Below are 12,891 nucleotides of genomic sequence, written 5' to 3'. Positions count from 1 at the left end.
CAGGCTTTTTAAGAAAGAATTATCCGGGCACACTGTTCTCCTCGCTTTCTCTTACCGCAAGGAATTATTTATGAGCATCAATGTGCAAAGCATTCCCCCGTTCGGCGTCGGCACCTTCCGCCTGCAAGGCCAGGTGGTTATCGATTCGGTGCGCAACGCCCTTGACCTGGGCTACCGCGCCGTTGATACGGCGCAAATTTACGGCAACGAAGCCGACGTCGGCCAGGCCATCGCCGAGTCCGGCGTGGCGCGCGACGAGCTGTTTATCACCACCAAGATCTGGGTCGATAATTATGCCGCCGACAAACTGGCCCCGAGCCTGCAGGCCAGTCTGGCCAAACTGCGCACCGACTATGTGGACTTGACCCTGATCCACTGGCCGGCGCCGGGCAATGGCGTGGCGGTGGAAGAGTTTATGTCCGCCCTGGCCGATGCCAAGGCGCAGGGACTGACGCGCCGCATCGGTATATCCAATTTTAATATTGCCACCACCCGGCAAGCCATCGCCGCGGTAGGTAAGGACGCGATCGCCACCAACCAGATTGAGCTCAGCCCCTACCTGCAAAACCATCAACTGGTGGCTTTTCTCCGCGAGCAGGATATCCATGTCACCTCTTATATGACGCTCGCCTATGGCAAAGTGCTTAAAGATCCGGTGATAGGCGACATTGCCAAGCGCCATGACGCGACGCCGGCGCAGGTTGCGCTGGCATGGGCTTTGCAATCGGGGTACTCGGTTATCCCCTCATCCACGCGGCGTGAAAATCTTGCCAGCAACCTGCTGGCCCGGCAATTGCGGTTAACCGCAGGGGATATGGCGCAGATAGCCGCCCTGGAGCGCAACGGGCGGGAAGTGAGTCCGGACGGTTTGGCCCCGCAGTGGGATTGAGCCAGACGTCGTAAAGCTATGCGTGATACCGTAAGAAAAGACCATCGGCGGCGCCGATGGTCTATTTTTTATTTCATTACCGATTGCAGCACGCTTTTAAATTGATCGAAGGAGCAGAAACCCTGGGCGTCAATCGGACACCCCTTGAGTTCCAGCACGGCGCGCTGCGGGGGATTTTCCCGGTTCAGTTCCTGCAATCCCTTGATTTGGTCGGTGGATTGATAGACATATTCCATTTTCATCAGCTCTTTGCCGGCGGGATCTTTCCACCGTTCAAATAGCACCTTGCCGCCAATGGGGGTAGTTTCAAACTGATTCGCCAGCTTATAGGGCTTTACGCTTAACGCCGAAAACAGCGAGGCCACGTTGGAATCATGTCCGACCAGGAAGGTGAATTTGGCGCCATCGCCGGAGCGGGTGAACACGTCATTGATATATTTCACCAGATTGGCCGACACTTCTTTTGCCACTACCGGGGCGCTGAACACCACCGTATTGTAGTATTCCTTGATGGACACCAGTTGTTCAAACTGTTCATCGGTTTTGATCTTGCCCCAGCCGACCGTCGATAGCGGCGCGCCTTCGTAATATTGCAAAATGAACGCGTCGGAAATGGCGGTGCCGACTTTAAGCGGTCCGGATACGCCCGGTTCTTCTCCTGCCGCGATTTTAATCCCGGCCGGCAGCGTCGTCAGGTCGCACTGTTTATCCTGTTGGCAGTTGGCGGAATTTTGGTAGTTGATGACCTGCATCATATCCTGATAGTTGGCTTTCAAACGGGTATTCAAGCCATCGATGCCGCCGGCGCCGGCGCGTTCGTTAATTGACGCGATGGCCCGTTGTTTAAAGTCCTCGCTTTTATCGGTGATAATGGGATTAAACGTGGCGTCCATCGTACCGAGTTTTTCTTTATGATGTACCGGTACGATACAGCCGGGAAACGCGCCCACCGAGAAAAATTGCGCGGTGGCGATGGTGCGCTGCAGGCTGTTGGCATAGAAATAAACGTCTTTATCGGTGGGGCAGGTATCCGCTGCCAGCAGTTTATTGTCCACCAGCCATTCGCTGAAATAATGGCCGAAATAGGACTCCAGCGCACCGCCCCGGGTGGTCAAGTAACTACTTGGCGTATCCCACTGCGGCCATTTATCCGGGGTGACTTTGCCCAAGGAACTGGTCGGACTCGATAGCGGCGCCCGCAGACCGTGGCGGCTAAATACCAGTACCTGCTCCAGGGTATAATCCTGGGTGCTGGCTAATACATCCGAAGAAATGGCGAAACACAATGGCAATGCGGCTAAGACACTATATTTGAACGTTCGCATACTCTCTCCTGAATGTAATTCCGTGTCCCGGTCAACCGAAGCCGATGGTGACTTAAACACATAAACTATTGTGATTTACATAATGACGAAAGTATCAATTTATTTCTAGATTTTAATGGAGGTAAATGAAGGATCTATCGCTGCGGTCACATAAAACCACAGTATTATTGTCGTATTAGCCGCCCCGTACCGGGAAGCGGATTAGTTCGCCGTGAACGGGTTATATTGGCGGGGCGGCATCGGGCAGGACAAAATGAGCGTAATTTAAGCGTATGGCGGCGGCTTTATCGCCAAAGTCGCTCCCGCGGGCGACGATAATATCCTCATCCAGCAAATCATTGAGCAGCCGGGCAAATTTTTTCGCCGGGTCGGGCGCGGTAAAACGGGCATATAAGTATAAGCCCCCCAGCGGTTGGCGCACGCTGAACTCGCCGGGATAACGCTGCGCCAGCCACGACGTCAGCCGCTCCGCCCGCTGGGCCAGCCGGGTTTGCAATTGCAGGGTATGCCGGTCGATATGATTTAGCAGATAATGCTCGGCCAGCAGCTGTGGCAGGGCGCTCAGCCCAAAATCTATTTTTTGGCGGATACTGGCCAGCTTGTTGATAATGGCTTTCGGCGCGATTAACCAGCCGGCGCGGATATTATTGCCAATATATTTTGATAGGGAGCCGATATAGATGACCTGCTGCTGGCGATCGTATTTTTTTAACGGCGTGATATCCGTCTGGGGATTAAAAGATAATAAGCTATAGGCATCATCCTCCACGATGGGAATATGCTTGCGCCGGCAAAATTGCAGCAGGTTTTTTTTTCGTTCCTCGCCCATAACATATCCCGTCGGGTTTTGAAAAACCGGGTTGATAAAAATCATTTTTAATTGATTTTTTTCCGCCAATTGGCTGAGTTTGCCGGGAATGACGCCCTCTTCATCCACGGGCAGGGCGCAAAGACGCAGCCCCGACGCCTGGAAAATCGGCAGCAGATAAAAGTAGGATGGCGCTTCGACGCCGATAATATCGCCGGGTTTGAGCAACGCCTGGGAGATAAGAAACAATGCCTGCTGGGCGCCGGAAGTGATCAGGATCTGCTCTAAATCCACCTGCAGATTTAACTTCCGTTGCAGATGGCGCTGCACGGCGAGCCGGAAGGAATATAAGCCGAGCATGGCATTTTCGGCGTCTTGTTCCTGGGCGCACAGATTATACCAGGAGAGTTCCGGGAAAGTCTGGACCGGCAGCAAATCCGGGGTAATGCTGCCGCTGGCCAAATCCAGCAGCGGTTTATGCTCCAGAATGCTTTTTTTCCGCAACGCCTCCACGCGCATAGCGTAGTCGTCCGGCCCGGTACGGCCGTGGGCGGGGGGAGACCAGTTCAGCACCGGGTAGGATTGCAAGCCCCAGTTTTCCGGGTTAACAAAGGTGCCGCTGCCGGTTTTACGAATCAAAACCCCCCGATCCGCCAGTTTATCCAGCGCATTGATCACCGTGGAGCGGTTTACATCCAGTAATTCGCCGAGCTGGCGCTCGGAAGGCAGCCGGTCCCCCGCATTAAGCATGCCGTTGGCGATGCTGTCTTCAATCAGCTCCATAATTTGCCGGTAAAGCGGTTTTTTCTCCGCGGATGTTGCTGGCAGAACCCACATGGTTGTCATGTCCCGTGCGAAAAATAGCGGTGATTAGCGCCTGGCGGCGCCGGCCGATGGAGGACCGACAACGATGCCAACCCCCTGCCGGCACGGCGGATAGTAGCAAATTGGATGGTAAAATAACACCCAATTGGAGGTGTTTTTGTCCGGCGCCATGGCCCACATTAGGCGACGACTTTATTAACTTACCGGAGTGGTTATGACCAAAACAACAGGTTCGGACGGCGTAAAACGCGGCATGGCGCAAATGCAAAAAGGCGGCGTGATTATGGATGTAGTGAACGCGTCGCAGGCAAAAATCGCCGAAGATGCCGGCGCCGTGGCGGTAATGGCGCTGGAAAGGGTGCCGTCCGATATCCGCGCCGCCGGCGGCGTGGCGCGCATGGCGGACCCGCGGATTATTGAGGAGGTGATGAACGCGGTCAGCATCCCGGTGATGGCCAAAGCCCGCATCGGGCATATCACCGAGGCCAAAATCCTGGAAGCCATGGGGGTGGATTATATCGACGAAAGCGAAGTCCTGACCCCGGCCGATGAGGAGTTCCATATTCTCAAGCGCGATTTCGCCGTGCCGTTTGTCTGCGGCTGCCGCGATCTGGGCGAAGCGCTCAGGCGCATCGGGGAAGGGGCCTCCATGCTGCGCACCAAAGGGGAGCCCGGCACCGGTAATATTGTGGAAGCCGTGCGCCATATGCGTAAGGTAAATGAGCAAATCCGCATTGTCGTCAGTAAAAATGATGAAGAGTTAATGAGTTTCGCCAAGGAGCTGGGCGCGCCGTATGAATTGCTGCGCCAGCTCAAGGCGCTGGGGAAATTGCCGGTGGTGAATTTCGCCGCGGGCGGGGTGGCCACTCCCGCGGACGCCGCCTTGATGATGCTGCTGGGGGCGGATGGGGTGTTTGTCGGCTCGGGGATTTTTAAATCGGACGACCCGGCGAAATTTGCCAAAGCCATAGTGCAGGCCACCACGCATTATCAAGATTATCCGCTGCTGGCGGAAATTTCCAAAGGCCTGGGCGCGCCGATGAAAGGCATTGATATCGGCACCCTGGCCACCGGCGAGCGCATGCAGGAACGGGGGTGGTGATATGACTACGGCGGGGGTGCTGGCGCTGCAGGGGGATGTCTCGGAGCATATCGGCCAACTGCGCGCGTTGGGGATCGATGGCGTGGCGGTGAAAAACCCGGCGGATTTGGCGGGCGTCGAGGCGCTGATCATCCCGGGCGGCGAATCAACCGCGATCAGCCGCCTGGTGCAGACGGCGCATCTATTCGAGCCGCTCCAGGCATTTGCCCGCATCCATCCGGTGCTGGGCACCTGCGCCGGACTGATTATGTGCAGCCGCGAGGTGGCGGACGGCGCTAATAAAGTCGCTCCGCTGGGGCTGATCGATATCAGGGTGCGGCGTAACGGTTTTGGCCGGCAGATAGACAGTTTTGAAACCACGCTGCCGGTTGCCGCGCTGGGTACAACCATCCCGGCGGTATTTATCCGCGCCCCCTATATCGAGACGGTGGGTGACAACGTCGCCGTGCTGGCGCGGTATGATAACCGCATCGTGCTGGCGGAGCAGGGGAATATTCTGGTGTGTTCCTTTCATCCCGAATTGACCGGCGATACCGCGCTGCTTGACTATTTTATCCGTAAAATCTGACAGTTATTGCCGGTATTGCCCAACCATATCGGCAATGCAATACCGGTAATAAAAGTCCCCCCTTGATTTTCCCCGCCGAATGATTATAATTGAGTGCTCAATCATTCATTAGTCTTGGAACAGCATGGCACGGCCGTTAAGCGCAGAGAAACATCTGGCGATTTTAGCCGCCGCCGCACGGGTTATCGGCGAGCAGGGGCTCGGCGCCTCGACGTCGCGCATCGCCCACGAAGCCAACGTGGCGGAAGGTTCGCTGTTCACCTATTTCGCCAGCAAAGACATCTTGCTTAATGCGGTCTATCTGCACATCAAGTCGCAGCTTGCCGCCGCGCTGTTCGACGGTTATCCCCACGGGGCTGCGGTAAGGACGCGCGCCGCCCATGTCTGGCATCGTTATGTTAATTGGGGCCTGGAACATAGCGCCCCGCACCAGGCGATGTTGCAACTTGGCGTATCTGAAAAGCTGACCGCCGCCAGCCGCGCCGAGGGCATGGCCATGTTCAGCGAAATTGTTCAGTTGCTTGAGCAGCATACCGGCCCGGCCACGCTCTCCTGCGGCGGCGCGTCGTTTGCCGGCGCCGTTTTCGGCGCCCTGGCGGAAACGACCATGGAATTTATCGCCAGGGAACCCGCCAAGGCGGAGCACTATGCCGAAGCAGGGTTTAACGCCTTTTGGCGGGCAGTGGGCCTGGGATAATTTTTTTAGCAATTAAATGAGTGAGTAATCACGCAAATTATATTGCACAACATTTCACCGTGCAATTTTCCACCACGTAAAAACAGGAGTCATTATGTCTAAAGTCTGGTTGATAACCGGTAGCGCCCGCGGTCTGGGGCGGAGCGTGGCCGAAGCCGTACTGGCTTCGGGACAGCGTCTGGCCGCCACCGCGCGGGCCACGGATAAACTGGCCGATCTTCAGGCGCGGTATGGCGAACAGTTGCTGATTATCCCCCTGGACGTCACCGACGCCGTCGGCGCGCAGCGGGCGGTGGATCGGACCGTCGCCGCCTTCGGCCGGCTGGATGTGCTGGTAAACAATGCCGGCTATGGCCATTTGGCCCCGTTTGAACAGATGTCGGCCGAGGATTTCCAGGGCCAGATCGACACCAACTTTGCCGGCGTGGTGAATTTGTGCCGCGCCGCGGTGCCATATCTGCGCCAGCAGGGCGAGGGGTATATCTTTAATATCTCGTCGGTGGGCGGACGTATCGGCATGCCGGGCATGAGCGCCTATCAGGCCGCCAAATGGGCCGTCAGCGGATTTAGCGAGGTATTGGCCGGGGAACTGGCGCCCGTGGGCGTCCATGTCACCTCCGTCGAACCGGGCGGCATGCGCACGGACTGGGCGCAAATTGCCGGCGGCCGGATGCCGGCGCTGCTGGCGGACTATGAGCCCAGCGTAGGTCAGATAGTGACTATGCTGGCGGGCCATACCGGCAATGAAGCCAGCTCTCCCGAGCGCGTGGCGCAGGTGCTGCTGCGCCTGGCGCAACATCCGGCGCCGCCGGCCCACTTGCTATTGGGCAGCGATGCGTTGCATTTTTTCGAACAGATTGACGGACAGCGCGCCGAAGAGGCGCGTGTATGGCGGGAGGTGAGCCTGTCCACGGATATCGCCGCCGCCGGGCAATCGCCGGATTTCCCCGTCGGCACGCCGTCCTGAACCCGCGATGACCACGCCCCGGGCCGCCCGCGATATCCGTCGCGGCGCCGGGGGTTTTCTAGCGGCGCCGTGGCCCGACCGCCGGTTTAGCGAAACGGCGGTTCGTTAAAGGTGCGCAGTTTGCGGGAATGCAGGCGATCGCCTTCCGCGCGCAGCAGGTCGATGGCGCAGATGCCAATCTGCAAATGTTCCGAAATGGCCCCTTCATAAAAACGGTTGGCCTGTCCCGGCAGCTTGATCTCCCCATGCAGGGGTTTGTCGGAGACGCATAACAACGTGCCGTAGGGCACCCGGAAACGGTACCCTTGCGCGGCAATGGTCGCGCTTTCCATATCCACCGCCACCGCCCGGCTGAGATTAAACCGCAGCGCGGAGGCGGAATATCTCAGTTCCCAATTACGGTCGTCGGTGGTGACCACGGTACCGGTGCGCAGGCGCTGTTTGACCTCTTCCCCGGGCATGCCGCTCACCAGCTTGGTGGCGTCGTAGAGCGCGCGCTGCACTTCGGCGATGCTGGGAATGGGAATATCCGGCGGCAAAACCGCATCCAGCACATGGTCGTCGCGCAGGTAGGCATGGGCCAGGACGTAGTCGCCGATGGTCTGGCTTTCACGCAGCCCGCCGCAGTGGCCAATCATCAGCCAGGCATGGGGCCGCAGCACCGCGAGATGGTCGCAAATGGTTTTGGCGTTGGACGGGCCGACGCCGATATTGACCAGCGTAATGCCCAGGCCGTCGCGCGACAGCAGGTGATAAGCCGGCATCTGATTGTTTTTCCAGGCGAGATCCGACACCGCTTGTTCGGGATTGAGGGTGTCCGCCGTGATATAGGCGCCGCCGGCGCAGGACAGCGCTTCGTACGGCGTGGCCGGATCGGCAATTTGGCTACAGGCCCAGCGCACGAACTCATCCACGTAGCGCGTATAGTTGGTGAACAGGACGAACGGCTGAAAATGCTCCACCGGCGTGCCGGTATAATGCCTGAGGCGCGCCAGGGAAAAGTCGGTGCGCAGCGCGTCGAAATGCGATAGCGGAAACGTATTATTAGTGGCGTGGAATAACCCGTCGGCGGTTTCATCGCCGATTTGCGCCAGTTCGGTAGTGGGGAAATGCTGCGCAATCCCGGCGCTCATGGAGCGTTCAAGCACCAGATCGGAACCGTCGATAACGTAAGGAAAGGGGATTTCCAGATTGGAGGGCACCACGTCGATAACGGCGGCATATTCCCCCTCCAGCAGGGCCAGTTGCTCCGTCAGATAGTGGCGGAACAGCTGCGGACGGGTAATGGTGGTGGAATAGCAGCCCGGATGGGTAAAGCGGCCAAACGCCCGGCTGCGGGGATGTCCCGGCAGCACGCCGTCCCAGCTCACCCGCAGTTGCGGATAAGAAAACAGCCCCGCGGCGCGCGCCTGCTCGTCGGGCAGCCGGCCATCGCGGATATACTCGCCAATGCCCGCGCGCAGCGCCGCCACCGCATCGTTATACAATGCCTCCAATTTATCCAGGGCCTGGGCGGTGGCGAGGGTCGAACCGGATTGATTGTCGTTCATCATATCTCCATTATCCTTGTGCTTCAGCGGGCCGCGCATCGCCGGCCCGCTGAAAAACCTATAAGCCGGATTATCGCCGTCATCGGCCTGCTGCGCCAGTCCGGCATCAGTTTTTGCGCTGGCGCGCGGCCAGCCCTTTGAGAAAGTAGCGCAAGACCTGATCGCCGCAGGGACGGTAATTTTTATGGCCCTGGGCGCGCAGCATGGCGGTGAGCTCCGGCTGGGATACCCTGAAATCCTGGGATTGCAGGATGTCCTGGATGTCGGTGGTTTTAAGCGCAAATGCGATACGCAGTTTTTTCAGGATAATATTGTTGGTGATCCTGCGCTCGATTTTCGGGGCGGGCTGGCTGTCATCCTTGCCGCGCAGGTGGATTATCAGGCCATGGAGAAAATACCCCATGACTACATCCGGACAGGGCTGAAAACCGGCTTCGTCCTCTTTTTTAACAAATGCCGCCATCTCCTGGGGAGTCACGGCGGCGTCCATTAACGCCAGGATGGCGACCAAATGGTCGTTATGTAAATTCAGCATATATCGTACGCTGCGCAGTACATCATTGTTCATCATTACGGGGGTTCTCGCCGCTTATCGCTATGGATTAGCCGGCAGTATAAAGGTATCCGGCGCGAAACGCAGGGGGCTTTATCGGCAGATTGCCGCCGGCGGCCCAAACCGGGCTTCGCCGCCGGCTTTAGGCCGCCGGATTTGGCAACCGCCGCCGCTCAGGTAACCAGCGGCACGGTGGGCGGACGGGCGGTGATGGCGCTGCCGATGCCGGCGGTAATGGAACACGCGATGGCCATCACCTGCATCAGGGTCAGGTTTTCCGATAGCATAAAAAAGGCCACGATGGCCACCACCGCCGGCTCCATGCTCACCAGGATGCCGAAGGTTTTATGCGGCAAGCGTTTTAAGGCGGCCATTTCCAGCGACATGGGTAGCGAACTGGACACCAGGGCGACGATCAGGCCCACGATCAGCAAATAGGGATGGGTGAAAATGGCGCCGGCATCGATAATGCCCACCGGCAGGGTGACCATGGAGGCGAACACCAGGCCGATGGCCACGGTGTGCCCTGAATGCAGGTGGCTGAGGGCTTTGCCGAAAATAATATACAGCGCCCAGCAGCAGGCGGCGGTGAGGGCGAACGCCACGCCGGTCAAATCGAGGCCGCTTTGGTTACCCTGTAACGGCAAAATCAATAAAATGCCGATAACGGCGAGCATGATCCAGATAAAATCGGTGAGCCGGCGGGAATAAAGCACCGTTACCGTAAGCGGCCCGATAAACTCAATGGCCACCGCCAGGCCGAACGGAATGGTTTGCAGGGACAGGTAGAAAAACAAATTCATCGTGCCGAGCGTGACGCCGTAGAGGGCGATAAACATCAAATCGCGCCGGGCAATCGGCATCCGCCATGGGCGCCACAGCGCCAGGAGCACCAGGGCGGAAAAACCGGTCCGCAGGGCGGTGGTGCCCGTGGCGCCGATTAAGGGAAATAAAAATGATTTGGCTAGCGATGTTCCCACGCCCGTTGAAAGTATGGAACCCAATACCAGCAGAAAAGGAACCATACGGTTTGTTGCCGACAATTGCATTACGCTTATCCAGGTTGAACGCACATCTCAGGATACTGCTTTTAGCATGCAAATCAAGTTTTTAGCAATCATTAAAAAACGCCGCGGCGGGTAAAACCCATGCCGGCCGGCCCGCGCCCGCTAGATGATTTTACTCACTTCACCGAAGGCAAAACTCGGCGCGCGCGGATAATATCCCCGCGCCTGAAACCGGGCAAAGTGAAAATGTGGCGATATACTTTGAACTGCATTGGTTTGGCTTCACGGCGTGACGTCCATGGCAAGCAGGGGCTTTTCTCGCCGTATGGCATGCGGTATGGCGCATGCGGTATGGCAAGAAAAGCGCATTTAACCTATCGACTCAACCCGGCGAACGATTCCCTTGAATAACAAAACCTCCGCTTTGTTGCTGACACCGTTGTTTTTGCTGCATCCCGCGGCCAGTTGCCTGGCGCAAGCCGCCCCGGCCGGCGCCGCGCCCGCGCGCGGACCCGCCGCCGCGCAGTCCTCTTCCACGCTGATGGTGATCGAACAGCGCAGCGGCCTGTCCGAACTCTACACGCCCGCCGCGGTAAGCGTGGTTAACGGGGATGACCTGCGCAACGGCACGCCCCAGGTGAATCTGTCGGAAAGTTTAGGCGGCGTGCCGGGATTGCAAATCCAAAACCGGCAAAACTACGCGCAAGATCTCCAGCTATCGGTACGCGGATTCGGCAGCCGGTCGATGTACGGCGTGCGCGGCGTGCGCATTTATGTCGACGGCATTCCGGCCACCATGCCGGACGGGCAGGGGCAAACGTCGAATATCGATATTAACTCCGCTGATAAAGTGGAGGTGCTGCGCGGACCTTACTCGGCGCTGTACGGCAACTCATCGGGCGGGGTGGTGAACGTGGAAACCCAGACCGGGAGCCAGCCGGCCGCCCTGGAGGCCGGCAGCTACTATGCCAGCAACGGCACCTGGCGCAACAGCCTCAAGGCCACCGGCGCCACCGGCGACGGCACCCGGGCCGGGGATGTTAATTATGCGGTTTCCGCCTCGCGCTTCACCACCCACGGCTTTCGCGATCGCAGCGCCACGCAGAAAAACCTGGGTAACGCCAAGGTCGGCGTGCGGCTCGATGACGCCAGCACGCTGACGCTGATGTTTAACAGCGTTTCCATCGACGCCGGCGATCCGGGCGGCCTGACGGGGGATGAATGGCGGGATAATCCGCGCCAGGCGCCCCGGGCGGATCAATACAATACCCGCAAAACCATCGACCAGACCCAGGCCGGCCTGCGTTATGAGCGCGAAATGGGCGCCAACGATCGGCTGACCATGATGGCCTATCATGGCGAACGGCATACCACCCAATATCAATCCATTCCCATGGCGCCGCAGTTAAATCCGGCCCATGCCGGGGGCGTGATCGTGCTGGAACGAAAATACCAGGGGATCGATACGCGCTGGCGCCACCAGGATAATCTGGGGGCGGTGCCGGTCACGTTCACCGGCGGGCTGGATTATGAAACCATGACCGAGCGGCGCCAGGGTTTTGAAAATTTCACCTTGCAGGACGGCGATGTGGAGTACGGCGGCAAGGGGGCTTTGCGGCGCAATGAAAAAAACCGCATGTGGAACCTCGATCCCTATCTGCAAACCACCTGGAACCTGACCTCGCGCTGGACCCTGGACGCCGGGCTGCGCTACAGCACGGTCAACTTCGATTCACGGGATTATTACGTCGCCAGCGGCAATGGCGACGACAGCGGCAGCGCCCGCTATCACCGCTGGCTGCCGATGGGATCGCTTAATTACGCGCTGACGCCGGCCTGGAACCTGTACTTCTCCGCCGGCCGCGGCTTTGAAACCCCCACCATCAACGAACTCTCCTACCGTTCCGACGGGCAGGCCGGGCTGAATACCGACCTCAAACCCGCCACCAGCGATACGTTTGAGCTGGGCAGCAAAACGCGTATCGGCAACGGGCTGCTCACCGCCGCCGTATTCCAGACCAATACCGACCATGAATTGATGGTGGCCGAGAGCAGCGGCGGGCGCACCAGCTATGTCAATGCCGGTAAAACCCGCCGCCGCGGCGTTGAGTTGTCCCTGGACCAGCAGTTCGCCCTGGACTGGCGCCTGAAGGCGGCGTGGACCCTGCTGGACGCCACCTACCGCAACGACAGCTGCGCATCGGCCGCGTGCGCCGCCGATGACCGCATCCCCGCCGGCAATCGCCTGCCGGGCATTGCCCGCAATATGGGGTACGCCGCGCTGGAGTGGGCGCCGGAAGCGGGCTGGCACGCCGGGGCCGATATCCGCTATATGAGCGATATCCAGGCCAACGACGACAATACCGCCCAGGCGCCTTCCTATACCGTCGCCGGCCTGACCACCGGCTACCGGCTTAACTGGAACCGCTGGTCGCTGGATCTGTTCGGCCGGGTCGATAACCTGTTCGATCGCCGCTACGTGGGCTCGGTTATCGTCAATGAAGGCAACGGGCGCTATTTCGAACCGGCCCAGGGCCGCAATTGGGGCGGCGGCGCCAACCTGGCCTACCGTTTTGAATAATCAGCAATAAACAGCGCAA

Annotated in this window: 11 protein-coding genes; 6 read left to right on the top strand and 5 right to left on the bottom strand. The window is 58.6% G+C overall.

All coding sequences use genetic code 11. The features are described 5' to 3' along the window. The first annotated feature begins 70 nt into the window (after positions 1–70). Positions 71–889 (top strand): 2,5-didehydrogluconate reductase DkgB, encoded by an 819-nt coding sequence (gene dkgB, locus ACL2XP_RS14395; RefSeq protein WP_413733466.1) that lies wholly within the window; start codon positions 71–73, stop codon positions 887–889. A gap of 68 nt (positions 890–957) precedes the next feature. Here dkgB and agp read toward each other — a convergent pair whose 3' ends face one another. After that, positions 958–2,214: a bifunctional glucose-1-phosphatase/inositol phosphatase gene (gene agp / locus ACL2XP_RS14390; protein ID WP_413733465.1), complete on the bottom strand. Its 1,257-nt coding sequence runs from the start codon at positions 2,212–2,214 to the stop codon at positions 958–960. Between the two features lie 220 nt (positions 2,215–2,434). Further along, positions 2,435–3,859 carry a PLP-dependent aminotransferase family protein gene (locus ACL2XP_RS14385; RefSeq protein WP_413733464.1) on the bottom strand — a complete coding sequence of 475 codons (1,425 nt, stop codon included), beginning with the start codon at positions 3,857–3,859 and terminating at the stop codon, positions 2,435–2,437. A gap of 202 nt (positions 3,860–4,061) precedes the next feature. Between ACL2XP_RS14385 and pdxS the strand changes: the two genes are divergently transcribed. From pdxS to ACL2XP_RS14365, 4 genes are all read left to right on the top strand, one after another. Beyond that, positions 4,062–4,949 carry a pyridoxal 5'-phosphate synthase lyase subunit PdxS gene (pdxS, locus tag ACL2XP_RS14380; protein WP_413733463.1) on the top strand — a complete coding sequence of 296 codons (888 nt, stop codon included), beginning with the start codon at positions 4,062–4,064 and terminating at the stop codon, positions 4,947–4,949. A gap of 1 nt (position 4,950) precedes the next feature. After that, positions 4,951–5,517, top strand: a complete 567-nt coding sequence (gene pdxT, locus ACL2XP_RS14375) for a pyridoxal 5'-phosphate synthase glutaminase subunit PdxT (protein ID WP_413733462.1) — start codon at positions 4,951–4,953, stop codon at positions 5,515–5,517. A gap of 124 nt (positions 5,518–5,641) precedes the next feature. After that, the gene (locus tag ACL2XP_RS14370; protein WP_413733461.1) at positions 5,642–6,214 is read left to right on the top strand and encodes a TetR/AcrR family transcriptional regulator; all 573 of its coding nucleotides are present in this window, start codon (positions 5,642–5,644) and stop codon (positions 6,212–6,214) included. A gap of 94 nt (positions 6,215–6,308) precedes the next feature. Further along, the gene (locus ACL2XP_RS14365; RefSeq protein WP_413733460.1) at positions 6,309–7,181 is read left to right on the top strand and encodes an SDR family NAD(P)-dependent oxidoreductase; all 873 of its coding nucleotides are present in this window, start codon (positions 6,309–6,311) and stop codon (positions 7,179–7,181) included. An 86-nt stretch (positions 7,182–7,267) separates the two neighbouring features. Here ACL2XP_RS14365 and ACL2XP_RS14360 read toward each other — a convergent pair whose 3' ends face one another. The 3 genes from ACL2XP_RS14360 to ACL2XP_RS14350 all read right to left on the bottom strand — a co-directional run bounded on the left by ACL2XP_RS14360 (position 7,268) and on the right by ACL2XP_RS14350 (position 10,309). Further along, the gene (locus ACL2XP_RS14360; protein WP_413739160.1) at positions 7,268–8,731 is read right to left on the bottom strand and encodes an AMP nucleosidase; all 1,464 of its coding nucleotides are present in this window, start codon (positions 8,729–8,731) and stop codon (positions 7,268–7,270) included. Positions 8,732–8,837: 106 nt separating this feature from the next. After that, positions 8,838–9,302 carry a DUF1456 family protein gene (locus tag ACL2XP_RS14355; RefSeq protein WP_413733459.1) on the bottom strand — a complete coding sequence of 155 codons (465 nt, stop codon included), beginning with the start codon at positions 9,300–9,302 and terminating at the stop codon, positions 8,838–8,840. A gap of 155 nt (positions 9,303–9,457) precedes the next feature. Then, on the bottom strand, positions 9,458–10,309 hold the full coding sequence (locus ACL2XP_RS14350; protein ID WP_413733458.1) for an EamA family transporter: 852 nt from the start codon (positions 10,307–10,309) through the stop codon (positions 9,458–9,460). Positions 10,310–10,667: 358 nt separating this feature from the next. Between ACL2XP_RS14350 and pqqU the strand changes: the two genes are divergently transcribed. Then, positions 10,668–12,872: a TonB-dependent receptor PqqU gene (pqqU, locus tag ACL2XP_RS14345; protein WP_413739158.1), complete on the top strand. Its 2,205-nt coding sequence runs from the start codon at positions 10,668–10,670 to the stop codon at positions 12,870–12,872. The last annotated feature ends 19 nt before the right edge of the window (positions 12,873–12,891 follow it).

This window comes from Sodalis sp. RH21, from assembly GCF_047324175.1.
Lineage (GTDB): Bacteria > Pseudomonadota > Gammaproteobacteria > Enterobacterales > Enterobacteriaceae > Acerihabitans.
Note: the sequence above shows the minus strand (reverse complement) of the source record. Positions and strands in the feature narration are given on the sequence as shown.

What these genes read in the sequence shown, in the direction of transcription:
- dkgB (WP_413733466.1), top strand. Translation starts at nt 71, where the DNA reads ATGAGCATCAATGTGCAAAGCATTCCCCCGTTCGGCGTCGGCACCTTC.
- agp (WP_413733465.1), bottom strand. Translation starts at nt 2,214, where the DNA reads ATGCGAACGTTCAAATATAGTGTCTTAGCCGCATTGCCATTGTGTTTC.
- ACL2XP_RS14385 (WP_413733464.1), bottom strand. Translation starts at nt 3,859, where the DNA reads ATGTGGGTTCTGCCAGCAACATCCGCGGAGAAAAAACCGCTTTACCGG.
- pdxS (WP_413733463.1), top strand. Translation starts at nt 4,062, where the DNA reads ATGACCAAAACAACAGGTTCGGACGGCGTAAAACGCGGCATGGCGCAA.
- pdxT (WP_413733462.1), top strand. Translation starts at nt 4,951, where the DNA reads ATGACTACGGCGGGGGTGCTGGCGCTGCAGGGGGATGTCTCGGAGCAT.
- ACL2XP_RS14370 (WP_413733461.1), top strand. Translation starts at nt 5,642, where the DNA reads ATGGCACGGCCGTTAAGCGCAGAGAAACATCTGGCGATTTTAGCCGCC.
- ACL2XP_RS14365 (WP_413733460.1), top strand. Translation starts at nt 6,309, where the DNA reads ATGTCTAAAGTCTGGTTGATAACCGGTAGCGCCCGCGGTCTGGGGCGG.
- ACL2XP_RS14360 (WP_413739160.1), bottom strand. Translation starts at nt 8,731, where the DNA reads ATGAACGACAATCAATCCGGTTCGACCCTCGCCACCGCCCAGGCCCTG.
- ACL2XP_RS14355 (WP_413733459.1), bottom strand. Translation starts at nt 9,302, where the DNA reads ATGATGAACAATGATGTACTGCGCAGCGTACGATATATGCTGAATTTA.
- ACL2XP_RS14350 (WP_413733458.1), bottom strand. Translation starts at nt 10,309, where the DNA reads ATGGTTCCTTTTCTGCTGGTATTGGGTTCCATACTTTCAACGGGCGTG.